Genomic DNA, 25,574 nt, shown 5'->3' on the forward strand with positions numbered 1-25,574 from the left:
AATATATGGTCAAATAAGCAAACTTCAACCGCCAATTCACTTTAACACCACCAACTTACAAGATGATTAGCCCGTTATGCCCATTATCCGCGTTGCCGTTCCTGTTCCTAAGCGCCAGTTTTTTGAGTACCAACATAGTAGCGCGCTAGAACCAGGTATTCGGGTACGTGTGCCATTTGGGCCGCGCAAATTAATTGGTGTGGTGCTTGAAACCACCGAAGAATCACAATGGCAAAGCGACAAACTCAAAGCCATTCTTGATGTACTCGACGAAACAGCCATATTCAGTTCAGTACAACTTAAGCTATGCCAATGGCTCAGCCAGTATTACCAACATCCTCTTGGCGACGTATTGCATAGCGCTATGCCTGTTTCCTTACGTAAAGGCGGTTCGAGTCAACCTAAGCCAGTGAGCTTTTTACGTACCACCGACGCAGGCCAACAAAGCGCCCCTGAAAATTTAGGCAAGGCCCGCAAGCAACAGCAACTACTTGCTCAGTTACAACAGGGCGAAGCTAGCTATTCCAGTATTCTTGCTCAATATGCTAGCACCACTGTCAAGGCCCTAGTGCAAAAGACGTTAATTGAGCAGGTTGAGCGCATTCCTTCCCTTGATACCCAATGGCTGGCCCACTTAAATATTGGCGAAAAACCACTTCCGAATGTTGAGCAAGCCATAGCCATTAGCCAAATCACGGCAAAAATAGGTGAATATGCGAGCTTTTTAATTGAAGGGGTGACCGGCAGCGGCAAGACCGAGGTTTACCTGCAAGCAATAGAAAGCGTGCTTACCCAAGGTAAACAGGTACTTATTCTGGTACCAGAGATCGGCTTAACGCCGCAAACCGTTGAGCGCTTTGCCAAACGCTTTAATGTACTTGTGGGCATATTACATTCTAATTTAACCGACAATGAACGTTTACTGGTGTGGCAGCAGAGTCAGGCGGGGCAACTACCAATCATCATTGGCACCCGCTCCGCTATTTTCACGCCAATGAAAAACCCAGGCATGCTGATTGTTGATGAAGAGCATGACTCATCTTACAAACAGCAAGATGGTCTGCGTTACCACGCAAGAGATTTAGCGGTGATGCGCGCCGCGCAAGAAAAAATCCCGCTTATTCTAGGCTCAGCCACGCCCGCGCTTGAATCGTTGAATAATGCGCTAAATGGCAAATACCAACACCTGCTTTTAAATGAGCGCGCAGGCAATGCCTCTCATCCTAAGCAACAAGTGCTGGATATTCGAAATCAGCCATTAGAATTTGGATTAGCGAAAGGCATCATCGAGCGGATTGGCCAACATTTGGCCCAAGAAAGTCAGGTGATGTTGTTTATTAACCGCCGAGGATATGCTCCTGCCCTTGTCTGCCATACCTGCGGCCATGTAGAAGAATGCCCTGGTTGCAACAAGCCTTACACCCTGCACAAACAATTATATAAGTTGCAGTGCCACCATTGCGGCAGCGCCAAAGCAATACCTAAGCGTTGCCAAAGTTGCAACAGTACCGAGCTCAGCGCTATGGGTTTAGGCACAGAGCAACTCGAACAAGGCTTACAAACACTCTTCCCCCAATACACCAGTGTGCGTATCGACAGCGACAGTGCCAGAGGTAAAAATCGCCTAAACGATATGCTGGATAAAATTAACCGTAACGAGTATCAAATATTAATTGGTACGCAGATATTGTCTAAGGGTCACCATTTTCCCAATGTGACCTTAGTGGTAATCCTCGAAGTCGATGGCGCTTTGTTTAGCGCCGATTATCGCGCAGCTGAGCATTTAGCCCAACTAGTGACTCAGCTGGCTGGCCGCGCAGGGCGTGCTGAAAAACCCGGGGAAATGTGGTTGCAAACACATGACCCAAGCCACCCCTTGTTGCAAGATTTGCTCAACAATGGCTATTCGCACTTCGCTCGCTATGCCTTACTTGAACGTGAGCAAGCCATGCTACCGCCACACACTTACCAAGCGTTATTCAGAGCGCAATCAAGCGACCCGCGCTTGGCGAATCAATTGCTTATGGATATTTCCATGCAGTTTAGCTATTCCAAGCATGTACAGTGTATTGGCCCTTTGCCCGCATTAATGGAAAAGCGCCAAGGGAAGTTTCGTATGCAATTGGTGTTAAGCAGTGGTAATCGCGCCGCTTTGCAACATGCCTTGAGTCAAGCCATGCCCAATATTGAACAACTCCCTCTTGCCAGCAAAGTACGCTGGGCGCTGGATGTAGACCCGCAAGATTTTATGTAAATAGCTCCTGGACAAGGTGACGCGGTTCATCTTGTTAATAATATTTCACAGATTAACCAAATTCTGATTGAGGATTAGGCTGAGCAAGGTAAAATCCGCGGTTCTTCTAGCCTTAGTATTCGGATGTAAATATGGCTCACAAAGATTATGTTGCCCGCGGGCGCAACCCAAAAAAGGCCCCAGAGCCTGAAAAGCGCCCGTTACCATGGGCGCGTATCGTTATTACTTTGGCCCTCGTTTTTGGTTTTGGTTATTTTTTATGGTCAATCAACGATAAGGCTGAAGATCCAGCCAACAAAAAAGACAATGCCCAAGCAAAACAAGTGGACCCACTACCAGAAGTTCCTAAAGAAGAATGGGAGTTCATCAAAACATTACCCGAATACAGCGTTGAAGTTGAAGTTGAAGAGCAAGCCGCTTCAGACAAGCGCTATTTGATGCAATGTGGCTCATTTAGAAAACAAGGCCAAGCAGAAGAGTTGAAAGCACGCATTGCCTTTCAAGGCTTTGAAGCTCAGGTTCGCCCTAGCGAAGGCAGCTCTGGTCGTTGGTATCGAGTGATTATTGGCCCTTACGAAAGCAAACGCCTAGCTGAAAAACAGCGTCACACCTTACAGCGCGCAAAAATCAATGGCTGTAAAATTTGGTTGTGGAATTTGTAATACCCGCCGACTCACCCTTGCCCCCCTTTGTGAAAATAGCCGCAGTAATAATGCGGCGCTGTTCTGATTTACAGTGTTTACCTCGTTTACGTTTTGACACTTTCTTATTACTTGAAAATTTATGAATCCTCCCCACATCTAACTCAATTGTCGCAGTGCACCGTCCTATTAAGGAAGCATTGCAGTTAAACCATTGAGGAATTCCTGTGACTACAATCGTATCTGTACGTCGTGGTAACCAAGTTGTTATCGCTGGCGATGGCCAAGTTTCACTTGGCAATACCGTAATGAAAGGCAACGCTAAAAAAGTGCGCCGCCTATATAACAACAAAGTCCTTGCTGGCTTTGCCGGTGGCACCGCTGATGCCTTTACCTTATTTGAGCGCTTCGAATCAAAACTCGAAATACATCAAGGTAATTTAACCCGAGCTGCGGTCGAACTGGCCAAAGATTGGCGAACGGACCGTATGTTACGCAAGCTAGAGGCCCTGCTCGCGGTAGCCGACGAAACCGCATCTTTTATCATCACCGGCAACGGTGACGTTGTTCAGCCTGAAAATGACTTGATCGCCATTGGTTCAGGTGGCCCATTTGCCCAAGCTGCCGCGAGTGCATTGTTAGATAACACAGAACTGTCCGCCGAGGAGATCGCTGAAAAAGCCTTAACCATAGCTGGCAATATCTGTGTGTTTACTAACCATAATCACACCGTAGAAAAAATCGATTATTAACCCAGTGTTTGCGCAAAAAATGCTGCTATTACGCCGTTTAACGGCTGTTTAAGACCAAATTAGATAAGGGTTGAATGTATGTCAGAAATGACCCCAAGAGAAATCGTCCACGAATTGGACCGCCACATCATTGGCCAGAAAAATGCTAAGCGCGCCGTTTCAGTTGCACTGCGTAACCGCTGGCGCCGCATGCAGTTAAGTGGTGATCTTCGCCAAGAAGTCACCCCGAAAAACATCTTGATGATCGGCCCTACCGGTGTGGGTAAAACTGAAATTGCTCGACGCCTAGCCAAGTTAGCTAACGCGCCTTTTATCAAGGTTGAAGCCACTAAATTCACCGAAGTGGGCTACGTGGGCAAAGAAGTTGAAACGATCATTCGTGATTTAGCTGACATCGCCGTGAAAATGGCCAAAGAGCAAGAAACTAAAAAAGTAAAATACCGCGCTGAAGAAGCCGCTGAAGAGCGTATTTTAGACGTGTTATTACCGCCAGCTGAAAATCAGTGGGGCGAAAAAGAACAGAACGAAGATAAAGGTACGCGCCAAACCTTCCGTAAAAAATTACGCGAGGGCCAACTTGACGACAAGGAAATCGAAATCGATGTTGCTTTGCCGCAAGTCGGCGTAGAAATTATGGCGCCTCCGGGTATGGAAGAAATGACCAATCAACTTCAAGGCATGTTCCAAAACTTATCTGGCTCGCAAAAGAAAAAGAAAAAGTTAAAGATCAAAGAAGCCTTCAAGTTATTGATTGAAGAAGAGGCTGCGCGCCTAGTCAACCAAGAAGACTTGAAAGCCAACGCCATTGAATCTCTTGAGCAAAACGGCATAGTGTTTATCGATGAGATAGACAAAATATGTAAGCGCGAAGGCTCTAACAGTGGCGGTGATGTATCCCGTGAAGGCGTACAGCGTGACTTGTTACCATTAGTTGAAGGCTCAACCGTGTCGACTAAACACGGCATGGTTAAAACCGACCACATCTTGTTTATTGCTTCGGGTGCATTCCAAATGGCTAAGCCATCAGACTTGATCCCTGAGCTACAAGGTCGCTTACCCATTCGCGTTGAATTAGAAGCCTTAACCGCTGGAGATTTCATTCGCATTTTGACCGAGCCAAATGCTTCGTTGACTGAGCAGTACATCGCTTTGCTCAAGACAGAAGGCGTAGACGTTGATTTCACTCAAGATGGTATTGAGCGCATTGCTCAAGCTGCATGGCAAGTTAATGAACGTACTGAGAATATTGGCGCACGTCGTTTACACACTGTGATGGAGCGTCTGATGGAAGAGATTTCATTTGATGCATCAGAAAAAAGCGGCGAGCAGCTAACGGTTGATGCCAAGTACGTGAACGATCATCTAGAAATGTTGGTGGAAAACGAAGACTTAAGTCGCTTCATTTTATAAGGCCAACGCCATTAAAAACGGAATTTAACGACAGAAAACTTAAAGGGCGAATTCAGTGTACTGTATTCGCCCTTTTTATTTGTGTTGCCCTAAGGTCTAATTTCTGAGAGATAAATTTAGCCTAAACACGCATAGGCTTGTTCAATCAAACTCTGACTGCGCGTATCACCCACTAAATCTGGGCTCATTTGACTGCACACGTAACCGATAGATAAACCGTTGGCTGGATCATGACAGCCAAACGACCCACCCCAACCACTGTGCCCAAAAGTACTCGGTTCTTTGCCATAGGTATTCGCTAACGCATTGACGACTAAGCCCATGGCCCAGTGGACGGGCAAGCCAAGTAAGTCATCCGTTCTTGTGCTGTTTACCTCCGTGGTTTTGGCGAGCGTAGATGAACTAAGGAAACCATTTTCAGGGCGATAAAGTTCGTACAAACTCGCAATTGACGCAGCGGTTCCATGACCATTAATGGCAGGCAACTCAGCTTGGCGCGCTTGTGGGGTAAGCATGAAATCGGCACGCAATAATGGGTTTGTCATCCCCTTCAATGCATGAGCAGGCATGTTCTTAGGCATATAAGGGGCACGCGTTGGTGGCAGCAAATCCGCAACTCTAGCGTGTTGGCTTTCAGGCAAGCCGATGTGAAAGTCGATATTATTTGGCTGACAGACCTCTTTATTAAGATACTCCCCCAGCGTAACGCCTAACACTCTTCGAACAACTTCCCCCACTAAAAAACCAAAGGTGACAGCCTGATAACAGGTTCTTGACCCCGGCGGGAAAAATGGCGTTTGGGCGGCAAGACGCTTGCAGCAATCATCCCAGTCGAGTAAGCCCCCAACCGTTATCGGCAGGTCAAAGGCGTTCAAACCACTTTGATGTGATAACACCTGGGCTACGGTGATATCTTGTTTACCGTTTGCTGCAAATTCAGGCCAATATTCAGCAACACGGTCACTGTACAGAAGCTGCCCTTTTTCGACTAAATGCGCGACACATAACGTGGCAACACCCTTGGTCGTAGAGAAAACATTAACTAACGTGTCTTGCTGCCAAGGCGCTGAAACACCTGATTGGGTATAGCTGCCTGCATAGATATCAACCACCGGTTTACCTTGGTGAAACAAAGAAAATCCGGCACCTTGCTCAGGCGTAGCACTTTGCGGATCAAAATTCGCTTTAAAGGCTGCAACCACCGGCTCAAACTTTGGATCCCAACTACCTTGTACTTCAACAAACGACATAATGTTCTCCCACTGATTCGGTCACTACCAGTGGGCAATAACCATACGAATGCTCTGTTTTATCACGGTTAAAAACACAAGTAACATCAGCTTTTTTTATGCCTAATTATTAGCCTCATCTGAATATCGCTATACCAATCAACCCGGCGACCATTTCGCTTACAACCCCCGCTTTTATATGGACACCCATGATAAAAATGTATGTTTTCTTCCTCATGCGCCTTCAAAAATAACGCTTTTATATGGACACCCATGATAAAAATGCATGTTTTCTTCCTCATGCGCCTTTAAAAATAAAGTGAAGAGCACATGAACTAGCGCGTAGTTGTTATGGGTGTCTTGATAATTTATGGGTGTCTTGATAATTTTCGGTGTCTTGATAATTTTCTTAATTTTGTCAGGGGAGCGTCTATATATGTCTTGTTAATTTTCGACAGATGCTTTGATACGTATCAAGTTGCTAGGCTACAAACGAGAAAGGTCGATTGCTTGGGCAATCGACCTTTGGCTTCGCGCTCTACTGTTGTCGCCAGTTGCGGTCAGCGGATTAGCGGGCATTGAGTTGCCGCGCTTTCGTTATGATTTTGCCCTTTTTGGATTAACTCGGGGATCTGTTTTTGGGTATCAAGCAAGTTGGCGTTGTTTGGTTCATAGGCCAAAGCCCGACTAATTAATATGTTCGCTTGAGGGGCGCACCCTAACGAAGCCAGCGCGTACGCGTAGTTGTTTAGATAAGGAAGGTTTTCACTAATCTCGAAGTGGTTTTCGGCGTTATTTCCAACGTTAGCATTATCTCTCTTTGCATGGCTGTACTGGTAACCTTGCTGAAACCAATTCACCGCTTTTTTTGGGCTGTCAGCAAGGTAATCATTGGCGAGTAGAAAGTAGTTCAACCAATTCTCAGGCCAAGTCTTAATGGCAGTTTGCAGCGCCTCTCGCCCTGCTTTTTTCTGACCTGTAGCAAGTAAATCTTGCGCGGCTTGAGTGTAATTAAGGGAGCTAAATTGATAGCTCATTTTGTCTGGCGGGACAGCGGCTAACAGCCAGTAATCAGCGCGCGCCCACGTGCGCTCAAATGTGGTGAAATTCAGTCGGTGATTTTCAGTTTCACCTGTATGTAAAATCACTTCTTTGGTGTTCAAGTCGTAACCAATCACTAATGCATAATGCCACATAGGCAACAGTGCTACAGAAACGTTTTGCAGCACCACTACAGGCACATCATCTCGAATTAAGCCCAACAAAGTCTGTAAATTACCTTTTTCAGCATAAGCGAGTAAGCCCTGTTGACGACTCGCCGAGACCATTTCAAGCTGCAAGCTGCCTTCTAATTCAGGAACAAATAGGTTCGGCGCTATCTCATCGGGAGTGCTTTCATCACCGTAATAATTGAACACCTCAGCCAATGTCGTTGGGCCGCAATAGAATGCTTGTTGAGGGTAAAAAGGTACATTTTCGATGAGATGCGTCGCTGCAAAGTCATTTTTCTCAGCAAACAGCTTTTCTGTTTGCGGTGCGTTTTGACAAGCACACAACATATATAAAAGGCTGACAATAATGCCAACCTTAACGTTATGAAACATATAGGTATATCTCGAGTTAAATAAGCTCTAGCTGTTGATGGGGCGAATAAACGGGTACACATCTGTTACGCCGAGTAAATCGAGTAAAGCAACCACGGCAAGAACGGTCACAATAGCCCCTACAATGCCACCAGCTGGCATATTGTTCATTTGCTCGTTCAATGCGTTTAATTCATTTTGTGTCATATGGTTGATACGACTCTTTGCGTCAGCTGTGCTTACACCTAGCGCCTCGAGTTGAGCTTGTACTTCGCTGCTATCAACCATTGATAACACTTGCTGCTTATTGAATTGATAATGGGCTTGATTAAGTACATCGCTTGAGCTGTAAACACCTGCTGAGGCGGTTCCTAACGATATGGTCAAAAATAGGGCGGTTACTAGTGTGATAATTTTAGTCATTAAGTTCTCTTTGTAATTTTGCAGTGAGTTAAGCGTTACGTGGCACTTACCTCTCACTTTGTGAAACTGAACTAGCACATTACAAGTCTTATGCCATCGCTAAAAAATTTTAAAAATAGAGAATTAATTGTTACTTATCAAATGATTAGATTGAAGACAGGTAAAGATGAAAAAGTATCCTGTCGCAAATAACCAACGAAAAAGGGAAAAGCTGCAAACTGAATGTAATAAGTTCACAGCCCGCTAAACTCCCTCTACCCGCCGACCTGTAAGCTTACAGCCAGCAATTAACGTTGCTGGCAGGGATAGGTCGTTTTGATTGCTTGGTAAATCTCCTCAGCGACACTTTTCCTCGCATCGATTTTGTTGGGTAAGGCCCCCACTATAGCCATCACTACCTCAGGATCCACATCTGCGTTGGGCAAACAAAATTCAGCTAAATAGGTATCAGCATCAGTAGCCCGTGAGCTGCCCAGTCTCGTGCGAATCGCTCGCTTAGAAAAGCTATTCATATCGTTTCCGCGCTCTAGGCCACGCATAATTTGGGCGTCTGTCAGTACAGCACCATGCAGAAACCCCTTAATAAATTGATAACAGGTTGAGTCAACGACTTGAGATAATTCAGACTCGCGCTGGCCTGACTGATGCTTCAGATTCTGGCAGTTTTGCCAGACGCCTAGCTTAGTATTATCGGTCGAAGCCAAAAGCGAATGAGGGATGAGCATACAAGCCAAAGTTAAGAATACGGCACTGTATACGCGTATGCTGCATATGTTAGATATCGCAAATTTACACATAACGTTCTCCTAATTATCGCACTGCCTAGGTACTGTATTGAGTGACCTTATTGAGCGACCTTATTAAATGACCTAATTTGGCAATCTTTAAATAACCTTACCGGTCACTGTCATTAAGCGTCTCTGGCAGCTTCTCGCTCAGCACGCTCTTTTGATTTCGCATTACTTCTGGCCAACAACACAGCGCCCAGCACAGCTGAGACTAACGACCCTAGCAATACCCCTGCTTTCACACTCGTTTGATAAGCCAAACCTTGCTCTTCAAACGCTAAGCTGCCGATAAACAAACTCATGGTAAAACCAATACCGCACAGCAAACTCACGCCATATAATTGCACCCAAGTGGACCCATCAGGTAATTTGGCTAATCCTGTCTTAACCGTTATCCAGCACACACCAAATATCCCTAGTTGCTTACCGACGAATAGCCCCACCGCAATGCCTAAGGTAATGGGGTTTAGCAAATCAGATATGCTTGCACCAAACAGCGATACCCCAGCGTTTGCAAAGGCAAAAATAGGCAGCACCACAAAGCCTACCCACGGATGCAATTTATGCTCTAGGTGCGGCAGCATCGGGTGCCCATCTTCATTCTTAAGTTTAAGAGGGATAAACCACGCCAGCGCGAAACCGGCTAATGTTGCATGAACGCCAGATTTAAGCACTGCAGCCCACACCACTACGCCTATCAAGACATATGCAGCTTGGCGACGTACGTTAAATCTGTTGAGTAAAAATAGCGCTACAAAGCCTGCGCACGCCACGATTAACGATGTGGTTGAAAGATCTTGTGAGTAAAACAAAGCAATAATAACAATTGCCCCGATGTCATCGAATATCGCGACGCTAAGTAAAAACAGCTTTAAGCTCAAAGGCAGAAACTTGCCAAAGATGGTGAATACACCAACAGCAAACGCAATGTCAGTAGCAGATGGAATAGCCCAACCGTTTACAGCGACTGGATCGTCAATGTTGAACCAAACGTAAATGAGTGCAGGAAATACAATTCCCGCTATTGCGGCAACAGCAGGCAAGGTTATTTGTGAAACAGATGATAACTGCCCGCCTAGCACTTCGCGTTTTACTTCTAGGCCGACTAAAAAAAAGAATATCGCCATTAAACCGTCGTTAACCCATAGCAACAGCGGCTTGGCGATTTCAAAGGCTCCAAAACGAATACTGACCGGAATTTCTAGCAGCCCGTTGTAAAAATCATATGCAGGTGAGTTGGCAAGGACCATGGCAATGGCTGCAGCTATCACCAGTAACACGCCACCGGCTGCTTCATGTTGAATTAATTTGCCGAGATAAGACTGCATAATTCCACCCCTCAAACGAAGATAATCTTAATTAATATACGCAGAGGCCTCTGTTAGTTATAGTCGTTTTCATCTTCGTTTCGATCAGGTTTTTCCTGATAACAATTAAGTGAGTTCAGAACGTGAATCAGTTAAATTACCAGCACTTATATTACTTTTACGTCACGGCGACCGAAGGCAGCATCATAAAAGCAGCCAGCGTTCTGCACCTCACACCACAGACCATCAGCGAACAAATTCGTACCCTTGAGGCATACTTCGGTTTTGACTTGTTTGACAGAGTGGGGAAACGCTTACAGCTCAATAGCCAAGGTCAACTCACCTACAATTTTGCTAAAAACATTTTTAGTATGGGTAACGAGTTACTGCTTTCAGTGAGACACCAACAGCAAAACCAACAACACGTGTTGTCCATAGGGGTGACCGATGTGTTGCCTAAAATTCTTGCATTCGAAATGTTTCAACGCAGCTTAACAGTCCATCCGAATGTGCGCCTGGTATGTAAAGAAGGGGATCTAAATAGCCTTACCGCAGAGCTGGCACTGAGTAAAATTGATGGTATTTTATCTGACCAACCATTACTCAATACCAGCAATGTTAAAGCATATAATCACTTGCTTGCTCGCAGCGGGTTAAGCTTTTTTGTTGCTCAGGTCCTAGCAGAGAAGTTCGTTGACTTCCCCCAGTGTCTAGATAACCAACCCTTCTTATTACCCGGCGATAAATCAGCCCAAAAGCTATCGATACTTGCTTGGTTTGCCAAACACAATATCAATCCACAGATTGCAGCTGAATTTGACGACTGCGCACTAATGAAACTATTTGCTCAACGCGGCTACGGGGTATTTTGTGCACCAACTTCCGTAGAGCATCATATAGAAAAACAATACAAGGTACGGGTGATTGGTCGCACTGATATGATCACGGAACATTTGTATCTGATTTCCCCGGAGCGAAAAGTCACCAACCCTCTATTATCACCGTTAGTCATTAAAGGCGCGGCTCGTTAAAGGCATTGCTCAATGAGGGCACAGCTTAATAAAAGAGCAGCGTCTTAAAGGTATTGCCATTTAGTCATCGGGCGCACAGCGTAAAAATGCTACAGGAACACTCTGTATGTTTTTTGTACAAAAAAACTGGCTTAACTGGCTAAACCTGCTATCAATTTAATTGAAGGTCATTGATATGCAGGAGGCACCGTCATGTTCCCTTTTAAGCGCAGAATATCCACTTCACCATCCGACTTACCACATTCAACAATGCTGACATGCGTGAGCACCTTATGCTAGATGCTGTCAGCGCCGACGTACTTAACGTGCGAAGTTTGCCGTCAACCACCAGCGCCATCGTCGGACAGCTCACGCGGGGTATGGTGATGGTAACCACCCCGATGCAGCATGGTTGGGTGCAATTTCGTTTCGGTGGCACATTCGGCTTTGTATCAGGTCACTATCTGCAAGCCGTACGCGACTTAACCCGCCTAACGGGCACAGTAAATACACAACTGCTAAACATTCGCCAAGAACCACATGCAGGCGCAACCGTACTAGCCAGCGTTGCCCTTGGGGCTTCAATTAAAACCTTAGCGGTGGTGGGCGATTGGTTAGAAGTTGAGTTTAATGGGCACCAAGCCTACACGTTCGCAAAACACGTCGATTTGGTGTACGCCGATAACGGCTATTACGCGAGTGTCACTGCCAGTGCATTGAACGTGCGCAGTGCTCCGCATCATCAAGCTAGCATTTTTGGTCAACTCGCTGCTAATAGCCTCGTTTGGGTGGAAGGAGATCAGCAAACTTGGTCGCAAATACGCTTTAATGGCAATCGCGGGTATGTGGCCAGCACCTATTTGCAAGTCGCGCCGGTAGCTGACGATGGCACGCCTGCAAAACAAAGTGATCACCAGGATCCACATGACGAATTACTCGATAACGAGCTTCCTACTGCTGCTACAGCCCTAGAGCCGGCAGAACAATTAACCCCAAATCTTATTCTCACGGTGGCTGGTAGCAAAGAGCAACGTGCTGTGGCCGCTACCTGGAATCGCTGGGGTGCGCTGCTAACAACGCTCTGTGCTGAAAAGGATATTGATGTGGCCTGCGCGGTCGCTGTTTTGTGCGTAGAAAGCCGAGGTAAAGGTTTTGAGCAAAACAACAGTGACCGTTTGATTATTCGGTTTGAGAATCATAAATTTTGGAAGTATTGGGGCAAGCACCACCCTCAGCAGTATCGTCAGCACTTTTCTTATGATCCGAAAAAAGTCTGGACTAAGCATCAATGGCGAGCAAATCCGAGTGATCCATGGCAGAACTTTCATGGTGTGCAATCAAAAGAGTGGCAGGTATTCGAGTTTGCACGCAGTTTAGATGAAAATGCCGCCATGTTATCGATCAGTATGGGTGCACCGCAAATAATGGGCTTCCATTATGAACGCATTGGTTATCAGTCTGTGGTCGAGATGTTCGACGCCTTTTGCCAAGGCATACCCGCGCACATACACGGCTTATTTGAGTTTTTTGACCACATTATGCATCAGCATTTACGCGACCATGCTTTCGAGAACTTTGCAGCCTTATACAACGGGAGCGGTCAAAAAGCCTTATACGGCCGGCTGATAAAAAACCACAACGACGCATTTATAAAATTACACCCGAATGCATAACTCAAGCACCACAAATCACCCCACGGAAACACCCGAGGAGCAAGAACATGAACGTATTTTCATTTATCAGTAATTTGTTTGAACCTGCCGTAAAGCTAGTTGACGATCTACATACCAGTGATGAAGAACGCTTGCAGTTACAAAGCCAAATTAAAGCCGTTGAAAACGAACTGTTAGCCAAGGTCATAGACTATGAAAATCAATTACTACAAAGCAAGACCGCGATCATCACAGCGGAGTCTACTGGGCAATCTTGGATCCAGCGCAACTGGCGTCCTATCACCATGCTCACGTTTTTAGCTCTAGTGGTACTAGACAGTTTCGGTTGGTTACCCAACCCCTTGGCTGATGAGGCTTGGACATTGTTACAAATAGGCTTAGGTGGTTATGTTGCGGGTCGTTCAGCTGAGAAAATCACCCAGCAATATTTACAAGCCAGACCTGCTGATGGCAAAGCAGCTTCATCGGCAAAGGGTTAGTGAATGCGTTAACGAGAGCGACCCTGCTATATTCTGCGGGTCGAGCGTATAAGATATGTTCGCTCTTCACTTAATGAGTGATGCATTGCGTCCTTTACTGTCACATTTCACCTGTTCGGCTTTACCTCATATTCCCCCTCTCTTTTCGCACCAATAAGAAGCAAAGATTGATAAGCTCTCTTTTTTAGCACCAATTTGGTGCGAATTCCAAGATGATATGACACTTAGTTGCCCTTCGCCCTGCTCGCTAAGCCCTGCCTTCTGTGCGCTGGTAAAGGCTTTAGATAGGCTCAATTGCTTGCTAAACAGGCAGTTCCGTTAACATATTGGATATTTTCAAATTTGCTCGTTAAAACAGCAGTTTTTGGCGCAGTTATTGTATAGCACAAGTTATATCCAGAAGACGCATAATACTGGTCTCACGGCCGCTGCGCTCACAACCCATTACTTATCAACAAGGAATACCTATGTCGGGTCATGCTTCACGCCTTAACGCTATTACGCAAATCACTAACAGAGCACCAAAAGAGTGCGCCGGTACTAAGCCGCTAACAGATATTTGGGCGACAGATGTATTTGGTCTAGCAAAAATGGAAGAAGCCCTGTCGAAAAATGCATTTAAAGCGATTAAAAATACCGTCACGACTGGCGCGCCGCTCGATCCAGCTACCGCGGATGTAGTTGCCTCAGCGATGAAAGTATGGGCTATCAGCAAAGGGGCAAAGTTCTTTTCGCATGTCTTCTACCCTATGACCAACATCACGGCCGAAAAGCATGATGGCTTCATCATTACTAATCCAGAAGGTGCTGCCATAACTGAGTTTACGGGCAGCCTGTTGATTAAGGGGGAGCCTGACGGTTCATCTTTCCCTAATGGTAGTTTACGTATGACCAATGCGGCACGTGGCTATACCGCGTGGGATCCCACCAGCCCCGCTTACATTATGCATACTGCTAATGGCGCGACGTTGATGATCCCTAGCGTATTTATTTCGTGGACTGGGGAAGCGCTGGATAAAAAGATCCCATTGTTGCGCTCAAATGCCGCCATGGATAAAGCAGCCCGCAAAGTACTTAGCCTTATGGGCGAAGAAACAATTGCGCCGTTGAACGCTAGCTGTGGTGCAGAGCAAGAATACTTTCTTGTGGATGAGCATTTTGCCAACTTGCGTCCAGATTTGTTACTTGCAGGTCGCAGTTTATTTGGTGCAGCTCCTGCGAAAGGCCAGCAGTTCGATGATCATTACTTTGGTGCTATTCCAGCCCGTGTTCAGGTGTTTATGCAAGCCTTTGAGGACAAGCTTTACCGTTTAGGTATACCGGCTAAAACTCATCATAACGAAGTGGCGCCCGGGCAATTTGAAATAGCACCTTACTTTGAATCCTCAAACGTGGCCGCTGATCACCAACAATTAATGATGACATTGATGAAAAGCACGGCTAAAGAGCACGGTTTCCTGTGCCTGTTACATGAAAAGCCTTTCGCTGGCGTCAATGGCTCTGGTAAGCACGTAAACTGGTCAGTAGGCAACGCCACCCAAGGCAACTTGCTAGACCCAGGTAGCACACCACACGATAACCTAAACTTCTTGCTGTTCTGTGGCGCGGTTATTCGCGGTGTGCACAAACACGGCGGTTTATTGCGTGCGGTTATTGCTTCGGCATCAAATGACCATCGCTTAGGTGCAAACGAAGCACCACCAGCCATACTTTCGGTGTATTTAGGCGACCAATTAGAAAGCGTATTCAACGACATCAAAGCCGGTAAATTACTTGAAAAAGCCAAAGGCGGTTTGATGGACCTAGGCTTGTCGCAAATATTAAAGTTTGAACGTGATCCAGGGGACCGTAACCGTACCTCTCCTTTCGCCTTTACCGGAAACCGCTTTGAATTCCGCGCGGTAGGCTCGTCTCAGTCAGTTTCTGGGCCTCTGGTCGCTATGAATACCATGCTCGCCGATTCATTAGATTGGATAGCTGAAAGGCTTGAGGCTGCACTTGCCAACGGAACAGATAAAACTGCGGCGGTTATTGTGGTGCTAAAAGAACTAATGGAAATGCACGGTAATGTGGTTTTCGGTGGTGACGGCTACAGTGAAGAATGGCATAAAGAAGCGGTAGAAGTTCGCTGCCTCAAAAACCTACCCACCAGTGCCGATGCCCTACCTGAATTTAAAGCGCCAGAAGTGATCGATTTATTTGTTAACACAGGCGTGTTGTCACAAGACGAGTTATTTAGCCGCTTTGAAGTGTACGCTGAGCAATATATTTTATCTCTTGAGGTAGAAGCAAAACTCGTTATTGATATGGCCACCACGCAAATATACCCTGCAGTGACTCAGCATCTAACCCACTTAGCGGATGTCAGCCAAACCTTATCAGGCCTGAGTTTAAGTCTAGAGAACACCGACTTAAACGAAGCGGTAGAACAGGCCAATGGCATGATGAGCGCGGTAAAAGAGCTGAAAGTAGCACTAGCAGAGCATAATTTTGCGAGCACGGAAGAACACATGTCCTTTAGCGCGAAAACCTTGTGCCCATTGTTGCTAAAAGTACGTGAACACGCAGATACACTTGAAGGCATGGTAGCTGATGACTTATGGCCGCTGCCTAAGTATCAAGAGATGTTATTTATTAAGTAACCCTGCGCCAAGTTGCGCTCAATGAGACGACTTACATGCTAATGACTAAGTAAGCTAACAAGTAGATAAGTAAAAAGGAGCCTAGGCTCCTTTTTTATTGCTCGCGTAAGTTCGCCGCAGGACAACGTATTTTGTCACACTTTATTACTTGTCTTTATGCTACTCACCTTTATCATGTCGCGACTTTTGTTTATGGAAAATGTTTAATTTTATGTTGGTTTGGCGCGCGTTTATATTCAGCATGGGTATTGCTCTTTTTGCAGCAATAGCAAGCCCTGCCTGCGCCACAGCAAATATCAGTTCTCCACTAAATTTAGTAAGTGATGTTGTATATTCACAGGCAATGTCTGACAGTGACTCTGTCGTAAACGATAGTGCGCTACAGCACAGCTCAACCTTAGGTCAGACACTATTAGCTGACGTATCGTTTTCCAAACGGTCAAGCTCCCCCCAACTGCCTGACAATACCGATGAAGATCGTTTGTCAGGGAGCAAGAAACCGACATTTCAAGTTAGATTTAATCACAATGTCAGCTTACCGCCTTTTGAGCGTCAAGCTGCGAGCGCGTTTGGGTCCGTGTTTCAAAACGAGCCAAGCTTTGTATTGGTATACGAATTTTTACCTGAAATTTTAGGCCTAAAACACTTTTTAGCGCCATTAACCACACACATTTCCGTTCCTTGGTATTTGCGTGCTGATATGTCAAATAGCCACAGTCGCCTTGCAGGCTGGAAAGACAGTAACGCTCAGTATACTGCCGCCATTACCTACCTTAGTTAAATCGTTCTCTCGCCCTTTTACAGGCGTCACTTTCTTATGCTGTTTAAGTGCCGGTGAGTGCTTAAGCAATAGATTTTTTGCGTTCGCGTGTCAAAACGCTAACGCCTCCTAGCGAGTTTGCGCTGCAACATCACACAGCCAAGCCTACTGGGTAATTAAGAGAACGAACATGCGAAAAACAACAGCAAAGCCCAAGTACACTTGGCAAATTTTGGTGATTATCGTCACCGTTATCATTTTAGGCTTAAATGCCATTCCGACGTTTTATGGCAATCACAATGCCTTACTCGTCAGTGCAGTTAACCCAACACAGTCATTGCCCAATACACAAACGTTACGCAAGGCAGTACAACAGCAGAACATCAACGTAGAGCAAATCATCAATAGTGAATCGAGTAGTAAAATCGTTATTGACGGAGACGACGAAGCTTTACTCGTAGCGCAAACCCAACTTAAAACGGCCTTAGGCGACGACTTTCAAGTACGCTTAGGCAGCCAGTCAGCCGCACCAAAATGGTTACAAGGCATGGGAATGTCCCCCATCAAGCTTGGCTTAGATTTAAGCGGCGGCGTGTTATTTGTGCTTGAGGTCGATACTCATAAAGCCGACCAAGAACGTTTAGGCAACGCAAAGGACGAAGTGCTGCAGCTTATCCATGATGAAGGTTTGCGTGGTATAAGCGTTAAGCTAGCCGACTCACAAGAGAAGATTAACCTTCACTTTCTCACTCACCAAGCAAGCCAAGTCAAAAAGGTGGTCAATGAGTTACAACAGCAACTACCCGGCATAACCTATACCGCAAGCGGCGATCGCGATGCCGCGCTGGTATTTTCAGATCAAAGTGTCACTACCTTTCATCATGAAATTATGGCCCAAGCTCTGACCACCCTACGCGGGCGTATTGAAGAGCTTGGCATCACAGAAGCCGTTACCCAGCGCCAAGGTCAAAACAGAATACGTATTGAGTTACCAGGGGTGAAAGATCCAGAGCAAGCCAAGCGTATTATCGGTGCCACCGCATCGCTGGATTTCTACGAAATGGCCCAAAGCGGCACAGTGGGTGCCAAAACCTTTACTGATGAAAATGGTCGTCGTCTGCGCTTGGCACCTAAACCCATTTTCACTGGCTCAAATATCGAAAATGCGACCTCAGGGCGTGATGAGATGGGTATTGCACTAGTAAACCTAGCGCTTGACGGCATCGGCGGTAAGAAGATGTCTGACTTCTCTAAAGACAATATTGGCAATCCTATGGTCACAATATTCTCTGAATACCATAAAAACAGCGCAGATGAGATGGTCAAAAGCAGCAAGGTCATTAGTGTAGCAACCATTCAAAGTCAGTTAGGCAACCGCTTTAGCATCACCAATTTAGATAGCCCACAAGCGGCTTCCGATCTCGCTTTATTATTGCGTGCAGGCTCACTAGATGCACCTATCACCATAGTGCAGCAACGCACCATTCAAGCGTCGTTAGGACAAGAAAACGTCGGTAATGGCATCATGGCACTCGCTATAGGCTTGGGTTTTACGTTGGTCTTTATGGGCTTGTGGTACCGCAAGTTAGGGCTTATCGCCAATACCAGCTTGATTCTTAACTTAGTATGTTTATTAGGCTTAATGGCGCTATTGCCCAATGTTGTACTCACCCTACCCGGCATCGCTGGTTTGGTGCTCACCGTGGGCATGGCGGTCGATACTAACGTGTTGATCTTTGAGCGTATAAATGAAGAGCGAAAACGCGGGCGGAGTAACTTTTTGGCGATTGAAACGGGCTACAAAGAAGCCTTCGCCACTATTTTAGACGCCAACGTCACGACCATGATCACCGCCCTCATACTGTTGAGTATCGGTTATGGGCCGGTCAAAGGATTTGCGATGACCTTAAGTTTGGGCATTTTAACCAGTATGTTTACCGGCGTATTCGTTGCTCATGTATTGACGTCATTGGTTAAACCGCAAATAGCCATCAAACAAAAGGAGCTAAGATCATGAGCGCAAACACATTGAAAAATGCAACTAGTACGCAAGAAGCGACAAACACAATCAGCCAATCTACGGGAGTCCATTCACCCATGGCCATGTTCAGTAAGGTACGTTTGGCTGGTTTTTATCTCGCCATCTCATTGATGCTGCTTTCGGCTATCGGCTTAGGCTTTAAAGGGCTGAACCTCGGGCTAGATTTCACGGGTGGCTACATGACTGAGTTCACTACCTCGCAAAGTATCAATAAAGAGCAAATGCAAGACCAGCTTGCCACGCATCTAACTGGCGATTTTGAGTTAAACAGTAGTGGGGCAAACACCCAATGGACGATTCGCCAAGCTGATGGTGCCAACCATGTCATCGACAAAGACTGGCTTAACAACTTCGCGGCGCAATCGGGCTATGACATCAGCCCACAAGACTCGGTTTATATTGGCTCACAAGTAGGCTCTGAGCTGATTGATAATGGCGGATTGGCTTTGATCGTCGCTGCAATTGCCATGATGATATATCTAACATGGCGCTTTGAATGGCGCTTAGCCTGTGGCTCGCTCATGGCGTTAGTGCATGATGTACTCGTGGTTTTAGGGTTATTCGCCTGGCTGGGTTTACCGTTTGATTTGACGGTATTGGCGGCCGTGCTGGCCATCATTGGTTACTCGCTGAATGACTCTATTGTCATCGGTGATAAGTTACGTGAAGTGATGCGCGCGAAAACCAATATGAGCATGAGTGACATAGTCGATACAGCCGTAAAATCGACCTTAACACGCTCACTAATTACCTCCGGTACTACACTCGCTACCATAGGCGCCATCTGGATATTCGGCGGTCAGCCGCTACAAGGTTTTGCTATTGGGCTGTTCGCCGGCGTGGTATTTGGTACCTTGTCGTCTATTGCTGTATCGGCAACGATCCCTCAGCTTATCGGCTTAAATCCTGAGTTTTATCAGCACAGAGCCCAAGAGTTGTTGCTTAACGATGAACCGTAAACCTAACCGTTAGCCCTTCTGGTTATTAGCGTATAAAAAAGCCCGCTCTTTAGCGGGCTTACATCATTAATATAAGTCACTTATTGGCTCATAGGCCTAAGAGTATCTGCATTTCCTTTGCGCCAAACATCACAATTTCCACTGCAATTAGAATGATAATGATCCATTCTAAGAACGATGAATGTTGGTGATTCTGTTCACCCGCAAGCATGTCGAATAATTCATGTATGGTGGCTAACTTTTTGGACAGCAACTCAACCCGTTGATGAATTTCTAAATAGCGTGCGGCCAAATTGTAGGTGCTTTCATACTCTGGGTATTCCCAGAAAAATTCAGGGGTATCAAGCAAACCATAATGCAAAATAATATCGCTTTTGGTACTGAACAACGTACCGCGGATCTTCGCTATATTGCGTCGCGATAATTTGATTTTACCGGTTTCAGCCAACGTTTGCGGAATATGCGCGTGGTCTTGGATTGTTTGTTGTGCCTGACTTTCATATTCGTTTAGCTTTAACGATTGTGCTAACGCATGGCTCACCGCCAAACGCGACAAATGATCATCTTGGGCCAAACTCACGGTATCCTGACTGATACGAGATTCAGGTGCATCTAACACAAAGCGAAAATGCTCTTGGCTAGCGGCAGTTAATAAACCTTCAGCCAAACTTAACCGATGCAATAACGCTAACCGTTCGTCTTCATCCACACCCCAAAATACGGCAATACCGTAGTCAAATAACCACACTTCACCACCAGGTAACGCAATATGTACCGCGTCGCGATAACGCGCGCCGCGCTCTGCATTTAACCAATCTTGTTCAGAACTTAAAATCGACTCTTCATTACCTAAGTAAATGGCTGAAATGCGATTATTACTAAATTTCACAATGTATCCGGTAGGCCCATGGCCAGTAAGAGAAAATCGCGCTAATGTAAGGCCGAATTCAATCCGTGTACAGTGGAATTTTTGTGCAATTTGAAAATATTTTTAAGATGATTTTTTCGTCTGAAAGCCCGCTGTTAAATCGTAGATTTCACACTCATGGAACTCGCTCAACACGCCTTTATTAGAGCGACACAAGCTGCTTTATGCGCTATAAAGTCGGCTCATAAAAAACGCCCCTGTTAGCAAAAATAACAGAGGCGTTGAGAGAGAATTTTCGTTTATCTTTTTAAAAGTGTTTAACGACACCTCAAGCGGATAAAATCGTGACTAGTTAAGCGTAACAAACTCTTCAGCGCTAGTAGGATGAATGGCCACACAAGCATCAAAGTCCGCTTTAGTTGCGCCCATTTTCATCGCCACCCCAAAGCCTTGCAGTATTTCATCCATACCGTAGCCAATACCATGTAAGCCAACGACTTTTTGCTCTTCACCCACACAAATCAGCTTCATGCGCGTCATTTGTCTGTGGCTAGTCACCGCCGTGTACATGGCCGCAAAGCTCGAGTTGTAAACTTTGACATTATCTTTGCCAAACTCGGCTTCCGCTTCAAGTTCAGTTAAGCCCATTGTACCGATAGCTGGGTGACTGAAGACAACGGTTGGGATCAGAGTGTAATCCATGTGTGCGTCTTTCTGGCCATTAAACAAACGCTCCGAAAGTAAACGACCCGCTTTAACCGCCACAGGTGTAAGTTCTACTTTACCTATGTTATCGCCCACCGCGTAAATGCCATCAACACTGGTGTTCTGGTATTTATCCACTGCGATATAACCACGTTGATTCACCGTCACTCCGGCTTTGTCTAACCCCATGTTGTCGTTTGCTGGTGCACGACCAATAGCCCAAATGACGCTATCCGCTTCGATTTTCTCACCGCACTCGAAAGTTAGCGTTAAGCTGCCATCTTCGTTCTTTTCAAGTTTCTCTGGTATACGATGGGTATGTAGCGTTGGGCCGTCTTGAGCCATTATCTCAACCAAGGTTTCACTTAACATGGTATCAAATGAACGAAGTGGCGCATGCTTGCGCACAACTAAGTGGGTTTCGCTACCAAGAGAATGTAATACACCTGCTAGTTCAACGGCGATATAACCGGCACCTACTACCACAACGCGTTTAGGTTGTTCCGTTAATTCAAAGAAACCGTCTGAATCGATGCCTAACTCTGCACCAGGAATGCTTGGTGTAACAGGGCGACCACCAGTGGCAATAAGGATATGGTCAGCGGTGTAATGCTTGCCGTCAACTTCTACGGTATTTTTATCCACGAAACGAGCAAAACCATTGATCACCGTGATGTCGTTGTTGCCCAACACGCGATCGTAAGAGGCATGGATACGTTTGATATATGCTTCGCGACTGTCTACTAGTTTTTTCCAGTCGAATTTATTCACCGTCACGTCGAAACCGTAATCGGCGGCATAATGATTAATGGCTTCAGCGACCTGAGCACCAAACCACATGGCTTTTTTAGGCACACAACCTACGTTAACGCACGTGCCACCAATATGGCGTGCTTCAATTAACGCTACTTTTTTGCCGTGCTTGGATGCTCGGTTTGCTGAAGCAATACCGCCACTGCCGCCGCCGATACATATATAATCAAAATCTGCCATTTTTACTCATCCTAAATTAACTAGCTGTGACTACACGATATAAGGTTCGTCTGATTAAAGACAAATGAATTTTTTAATCGGGTTAATCGAAAATAATAAACCTGAGCATTATAGACCTATCAAGCAGAGAATAACTTGCAACAAAACTACAGCTGCTCAAATCGCCTATAAACGCATTGATTTTAGCCTAGATCCATACAAACACTTGAATTCGCGTATGAACTGCCTTACTTACTAGTCATTATTCCCTCTACTTGAGAGTTCATTATGTCCCTAAGCCCGTTGCAAGATTTGTCTGGATTACCACGTTTTTCAGAAATTAGTCCCGAGCAAATTCAGCCCGCTGTTAAGCAGGCGATTGAAGATGCTAAACAAACCATAGAAACCTTGCTTGCCCAGCCAACTTACACATGGGACAACTTCGCCGCTAAATTAGAAGACAAAGACGATGAACTTGGTCGCATGTGGTCACCGATTTCACACATGAATTCAGTGGTCAGCAATGACGAACTGCGTGAAGCGCACGACGCTTGCTTACCCTTGTTATCTGAATATGGCACTTGGGTTGGTCAGCATAAGGGCTTATACGAAGCCTACCTGCATATTCAAAATAGTGCGGAGTTCGCTGAACTGGGTGAGGCAAAACGTAAAGTCATTGAGAACACAGTGCGTGATTTCGAGTTATCGGGCGTCGGCTTAGATGACGAGAAAAAACAGCGTTACGGCGAGATAAAAAGCCGCTTGTCAGATTTATCCTCAACGTTTAGCAACAACGTGATGGACGCTACGCTAGGCTGGCAAAAACACATCACCGATGAAACTGAGTTGGCCGGTTTACCCGAGTCCGCCTTGTCCGCTGCCAAACAACTTGCTGGAAGCAAAGAGTTGGATGGCTGGTTGTTCACCCTTGATATCCCTAGCTATTTACCTGTGATGATGCATGCCGATAACCACCTATTGCGCGAAGAAATGTACCGCGCATTTACGACACGCGCGTCTGACCAAGGGCCAAATGCAGGCCAATGGGATAACGGCCCACTCATCGATGAAACCATGGCATTGCGCCAAGAGCTCGCCAACTTATTAGATTTCGCCAATTACGCAGAACGCTCTTTGGCCACGAAAATGGCAGAATCGACCAGTCAGGTAAAAGGCTTTTTGCAAGACTTAGCGCAGCGCTCACGACCACAAGCCCAACAAGACTTAACCGAACTGGCAGAATTCGCCAAAACCCAATATGACAAGCCTGAGCTACAAGCGTGGGATTTGGCTTATTACAGCGAAAAACTCAAAGAGCAGAAATACGCCATTTCAGATGAAGCCCTGCGTCCGTATTTCCCTGCCCATAAAGCAGTGGATGGCTTATTTGAAGTGGTATCACGTTTATACGGTCTACAAATTAGCGAACGTGATGGTGTAGACACTTGGCACGAAGATGTGCGCTTCTTTGATATCAAAGACGCAAAAGGTGATTTACGCGGCAGCTTTTACTTAGACCTGTACGCTCGCGAACACAAACGTGGCGGCGCCTGGATGGACGAGTGCCAAACGCGTCGCGCCAAACCTGATGGCACAATGCAACTGCCGGTGGCTTATTTAACGTGTAACTTCAGTGGCCCAGTAGGCAACAAGCCTGCGTTATTCACTCACGATGAAGTGATTACCTTATTCCATGAGTTTGGCCACGGCATTCATCACATGTTGACCCAAATCGACGTTGCTGGCGTATCAGGCATCAACGGTGTGGCATGGGATGCGGTTGAGTTACCCAGCCAGTTTTTAGAAAACTGGTGCTGGCAGCCTGAAGCATTGGCGTTTATCTCAAGCCACTATGAAACGGGCGAGCCACTCCCCCAAGACTTGTTGGATAAAATGCTAGCGGCACGTAACTTCCAGTCAGCCATGCAGATGGTGCGTCAATTGGAATTTAGCTTATTTGATTTCAGCTTACACGAGCAATATAACAGTGAGCAGAAAACCTCAGTGCAAGGCTTGTTAGATGACGTACGTAGCAAAGTAGCTGTGGTTATTCCACCTGAGTTTAACCGCTTCCAGAATAGTTTTGGGCATATTTTTGCTGGTGGTTATGCAGCAGGTTATTACAGCTATAAATGGGCTGAGGTGTTGTCATCAGACGCGTTTAGTCGATTTGAAGAGGAAGGCATATTTAACCAGCAGGTAGGTCAAGATTTCTTGAACAACATTCTTGAAAAGGGTGGTAGTAAAGAGCCCATGGAATTGTTTGTTGCGTTTAGAGGCCGTGAGCCGAAAGTTGATGCATTATTGCGCCACAGCGGTATTGAAGGGTAAACAAGTAGATTTTTAATGTTAGGAGTCAGGGTGAGCGACAACGTTTTAGCCAATTTGGAACATTATCAGGCCATTTACCAACGTGCCTGCGAACGAAAAGGCGGCCCTGGCGCCGTTGAAAGTTTACTTAGTGACCCCCTTGCCGATAAAGACATCGCCCAATTGGGTGATGATCGTTTCTTAGCTGAATTTAGCAAAAAGGTCTTTCAATCAGGTTTTGTATGGCGAGTGGTACGCAATAAGTGGCCTGAGTTCGAACGTTTGTTTTTCGAATTTAATATCGACAAAGTACTGCTTATGCCGGATGAAATGCTTGAAAAGCGCGCTCAAGATCCAGCCATTATTCGCAACTATAAAAAAGTGCAAACCATTCGCGACAACGCCATCATGATCGACTCTGTTCGCCGTGAACACGACAGTTTTGCGCAGTTTGTCGCAGACTGGCCTGTGGCTGATATCACTGGTCTGTGGGGCTATTTGAAGAAGCATGGCGCTCGCTTAGGTGGCAACACAGGTCCTTACGCGCTGCGTGCATTAGGCAAAGATACTTTTTTGCTGACCCGCGATGTCACGAGTTACTTTAGCCAACGGGATATTATTTCAGGTGGAGTGACATCCAAGCGTAGCTTAAGTGCAATCCAAGCAGCGTTTAATCAGTTACAGGCGCAAAGTGGCCGCTCTATGCAGGCCCTCAGTACGCTTATTGCTATCAGCGTAGGAGACAATTTAGTAGCCTGATCTGCTAGT

20 protein-coding genes are annotated in these 25,574 nt (G+C 46.0%); 13 read left to right on the plus strand and 7 right to left on the minus strand.

The genetic code is table 11. The features are described 5' to 3' along the window. The first annotated feature begins 76 nt into the window (after window positions 1–76). The 4 genes from priA to hslU all read left to right on the plus strand — a co-directional run bounded on the left by priA (window position 77) and on the right by hslU (window position 5,057). The gene (gene priA / locus AC0L6N_RS19410) at window positions 77–2,254 is read left to right on the plus strand and encodes a primosomal protein N' (RefSeq protein ID WP_473477003.1); all 2,178 of its coding nucleotides are present in this window, start codon (window positions 77–79) and stop codon (window positions 2,252–2,254) included. Between the two features lie 131 nt (window positions 2,255–2,385). Continuing rightward, window positions 2,386–2,916, plus strand: coding sequence for an SPOR domain-containing protein (locus AC0L6N_RS19415; RefSeq protein WP_011576880.1), 531 nt, complete (start codon window positions 2,386–2,388; stop codon window positions 2,914–2,916). Window positions 2,917–3,122: 206 nt separating this feature from the next. Next, the gene (hslV, locus tag AC0L6N_RS19420; RefSeq protein ID WP_006990951.1) at window positions 3,123–3,647 is read left to right on the plus strand and encodes an ATP-dependent protease subunit HslV; all 525 of its coding nucleotides are present in this window, start codon (window positions 3,123–3,125) and stop codon (window positions 3,645–3,647) included. Between the two features lie 78 nt (window positions 3,648–3,725). Further along, window positions 3,726–5,057 carry an HslU--HslV peptidase ATPase subunit gene (gene hslU, locus AC0L6N_RS19425; protein ID WP_011576881.1) on the plus strand — a complete coding sequence of 444 codons (1,332 nt, stop codon included), beginning with the start codon at window positions 3,726–3,728 and terminating at the stop codon, window positions 5,055–5,057. A 116-nt stretch (window positions 5,058–5,173) separates the two neighbouring features. Here hslU and AC0L6N_RS19430 read toward each other — a convergent pair whose 3' ends face one another. The 5 genes from AC0L6N_RS19430 to nhaA form a co-directional block, all read right to left on the minus strand. Then, window positions 5,174–6,307 (minus strand): serine hydrolase domain-containing protein, encoded by a 1,134-nt coding sequence (locus tag AC0L6N_RS19430; protein WP_473477006.1) that lies wholly within the window; start codon window positions 6,305–6,307, stop codon window positions 5,174–5,176. Between the two features lie 539 nt (window positions 6,308–6,846). Beyond that, window positions 6,847–7,890, minus strand: coding sequence for a PA2778 family cysteine peptidase (locus AC0L6N_RS19435; protein ID WP_473477007.1), 1,044 nt, complete (start codon window positions 7,888–7,890; stop codon window positions 6,847–6,849). Window positions 7,891–7,917: 27 nt separating this feature from the next. Beyond that, window positions 7,918–8,292, minus strand: a complete 375-nt coding sequence (locus tag AC0L6N_RS19440) for a PA2779 family protein (RefSeq protein WP_041714147.1) — start codon at window positions 8,290–8,292, stop codon at window positions 7,918–7,920. 287 nt (window positions 8,293–8,579) lie between these two features. Further along, on the minus strand, window positions 8,580–9,089 hold the full coding sequence (locus tag AC0L6N_RS19445; protein ID WP_473477008.1) for a hypothetical protein: 510 nt from the start codon (window positions 9,087–9,089) through the stop codon (window positions 8,580–8,582). A gap of 113 nt (window positions 9,090–9,202) precedes the next feature. Then, the gene (nhaA, locus tag AC0L6N_RS19450) at window positions 9,203–10,408 is read right to left on the minus strand and encodes a Na+/H+ antiporter NhaA (RefSeq protein WP_011576886.1); all 1,206 of its coding nucleotides are present in this window, start codon (window positions 10,406–10,408) and stop codon (window positions 9,203–9,205) included. A 122-nt stretch (window positions 10,409–10,530) separates the two neighbouring features. On the opposite strand from nhaA, the gene AC0L6N_RS19455 reads away from it, so the two are divergent. From AC0L6N_RS19455 to secF, 7 genes are all read left to right on the plus strand, one after another. Then, entirely contained in the window at window positions 10,531–11,418 is an 888-nt protein-coding gene (locus tag AC0L6N_RS19455) for a LysR family transcriptional regulator (protein WP_473477009.1), read from the plus strand. A gap of 257 nt (window positions 11,419–11,675) precedes the next feature. Beyond that, on the plus strand, window positions 11,676–13,070 hold the full coding sequence (locus AC0L6N_RS19460; protein WP_473477010.1) for an N-acetylmuramidase domain-containing protein: 1,395 nt from the start codon (window positions 11,676–11,678) through the stop codon (window positions 13,068–13,070). A 47-nt stretch (window positions 13,071–13,117) separates the two neighbouring features. Next, complete coding sequence (locus tag AC0L6N_RS19465; protein WP_006995027.1) at window positions 13,118–13,549, plus strand: 3TM-type holin; 432 nt, start codon at window positions 13,118–13,120, stop codon at window positions 13,547–13,549. Between the two features lie 467 nt (window positions 13,550–14,016). Next, a complete protein-coding gene (locus AC0L6N_RS19470; RefSeq protein WP_473477012.1) occupies window positions 14,017–16,191 on the plus strand; it encodes a glutamine synthetase III family protein in 2,175 nt (724 codons plus the stop codon). A gap of 211 nt (window positions 16,192–16,402) precedes the next feature. Beyond that, entirely contained in the window at window positions 16,403–16,972 is a 570-nt protein-coding gene (locus AC0L6N_RS19475; protein ID WP_473477015.1) for a hypothetical protein, read from the plus strand. Between the two features lie 169 nt (window positions 16,973–17,141). Continuing rightward, entirely contained in the window at window positions 17,142–18,968 is a 1,827-nt protein-coding gene (gene secD, locus AC0L6N_RS19480) for a protein translocase subunit SecD (protein ID WP_473477017.1), read from the plus strand. Then, window positions 18,965–19,951 (plus strand): protein translocase subunit SecF, encoded by a 987-nt coding sequence (gene secF, locus AC0L6N_RS19485; protein ID WP_473477018.1) that lies wholly within the window; start codon window positions 18,965–18,967, stop codon window positions 19,949–19,951. Before secD ends, secF begins: the two co-directional genes overlap by 4 nt. An 88-nt stretch (window positions 19,952–20,039) precedes the next feature. On the opposite strand, the gene AC0L6N_RS19490 is transcribed toward secF, so the two are convergent. Both AC0L6N_RS19490 and gorA read right to left on the minus strand, forming a co-directional pair. Next, entirely contained in the window at window positions 20,040–20,840 is an 801-nt protein-coding gene (locus AC0L6N_RS19490) for an RMD1 family protein (protein WP_473477020.1), read from the minus strand. A 327-nt stretch (window positions 20,841–21,167) separates the two neighbouring features. Continuing rightward, window positions 21,168–22,517 carry a glutathione-disulfide reductase gene (gorA, locus tag AC0L6N_RS19495; protein WP_011576894.1) on the minus strand — a complete coding sequence of 450 codons (1,350 nt, stop codon included), beginning with the start codon at window positions 22,515–22,517 and terminating at the stop codon, window positions 21,168–21,170. A 267-nt stretch (window positions 22,518–22,784) separates the two neighbouring features. Between gorA and prlC the strand changes: the two genes are divergently transcribed. Further along, a complete protein-coding gene (prlC, locus tag AC0L6N_RS19500; RefSeq protein ID WP_473477022.1) occupies window positions 22,785–24,827 on the plus strand; it encodes an oligopeptidase A in 2,043 nt (680 codons plus the stop codon). Between the two features lie 30 nt (window positions 24,828–24,857). Continuing rightward, window positions 24,858–25,565, plus strand: a complete 708-nt coding sequence (locus AC0L6N_RS19505; protein WP_473477024.1) for a DNA-3-methyladenine glycosylase I — start codon at window positions 24,858–24,860, stop codon at window positions 25,563–25,565. Window positions 25,566–25,574: the final 9 nt, after the last annotated feature.

This window comes from Paraglaciecola sp. G1-13, assembly GCF_055809255.1.

What these genes read in the sequence shown, in the direction of transcription:
- priA (WP_473477003.1), top strand. Translation starts at nt 77, where the DNA reads ATGCCCATTATCCGCGTTGCCGTTCCTGTTCCTAAGCGCCAGTTTTTT.
- AC0L6N_RS19415 (WP_011576880.1), top strand. Translation starts at nt 2,386, where the DNA reads ATGGCTCACAAAGATTATGTTGCCCGCGGGCGCAACCCAAAAAAGGCC.
- hslU (WP_011576881.1), top strand. Translation starts at nt 3,726, where the DNA reads ATGTCAGAAATGACCCCAAGAGAAATCGTCCACGAATTGGACCGCCAC.
- AC0L6N_RS19430 (WP_473477006.1), bottom strand. Translation starts at nt 6,307, where the DNA reads ATGTCGTTTGTTGAAGTACAAGGTAGTTGGGATCCAAAGTTTGAGCCG.
- AC0L6N_RS19435 (WP_473477007.1), bottom strand. Translation starts at nt 7,890, where the DNA reads ATGTTTCATAACGTTAAGGTTGGCATTATTGTCAGCCTTTTATATATG.
- AC0L6N_RS19440 (WP_041714147.1), bottom strand. Translation starts at nt 8,292, where the DNA reads ATGACTAAAATTATCACACTAGTAACCGCCCTATTTTTGACCATATCG.
- AC0L6N_RS19445 (WP_473477008.1), bottom strand. Translation starts at nt 9,089, where the DNA reads ATGTGTAAATTTGCGATATCTAACATATGCAGCATACGCGTATACAGT.
- nhaA (WP_011576886.1), bottom strand. Translation starts at nt 10,408, where the DNA reads ATGCAGTCTTATCTCGGCAAATTAATTCAACATGAAGCAGCCGGTGGC.
- AC0L6N_RS19460 (WP_473477010.1), top strand. Translation starts at nt 11,676, where the DNA reads ATGCGTGAGCACCTTATGCTAGATGCTGTCAGCGCCGACGTACTTAAC.
- AC0L6N_RS19465 (WP_006995027.1), top strand. Translation starts at nt 13,118, where the DNA reads ATGAACGTATTTTCATTTATCAGTAATTTGTTTGAACCTGCCGTAAAG.
- AC0L6N_RS19470 (WP_473477012.1), top strand. Translation starts at nt 14,017, where the DNA reads ATGTCGGGTCATGCTTCACGCCTTAACGCTATTACGCAAATCACTAAC.
- AC0L6N_RS19475 (WP_473477015.1), top strand. Translation starts at nt 16,403, where the DNA reads ATGTTGGTTTGGCGCGCGTTTATATTCAGCATGGGTATTGCTCTTTTT.
- secD (WP_473477017.1), top strand. Translation starts at nt 17,142, where the DNA reads ATGCGAAAAACAACAGCAAAGCCCAAGTACACTTGGCAAATTTTGGTG.
- secF (WP_473477018.1), top strand. Translation starts at nt 18,965, where the DNA reads ATGAGCGCAAACACATTGAAAAATGCAACTAGTACGCAAGAAGCGACA.
- gorA (WP_011576894.1), bottom strand. Translation starts at nt 22,517, where the DNA reads ATGGCAGATTTTGATTATATATGTATCGGCGGCGGCAGTGGCGGTATT.
- prlC (WP_473477022.1), top strand. Translation starts at nt 22,785, where the DNA reads ATGTCCCTAAGCCCGTTGCAAGATTTGTCTGGATTACCACGTTTTTCA.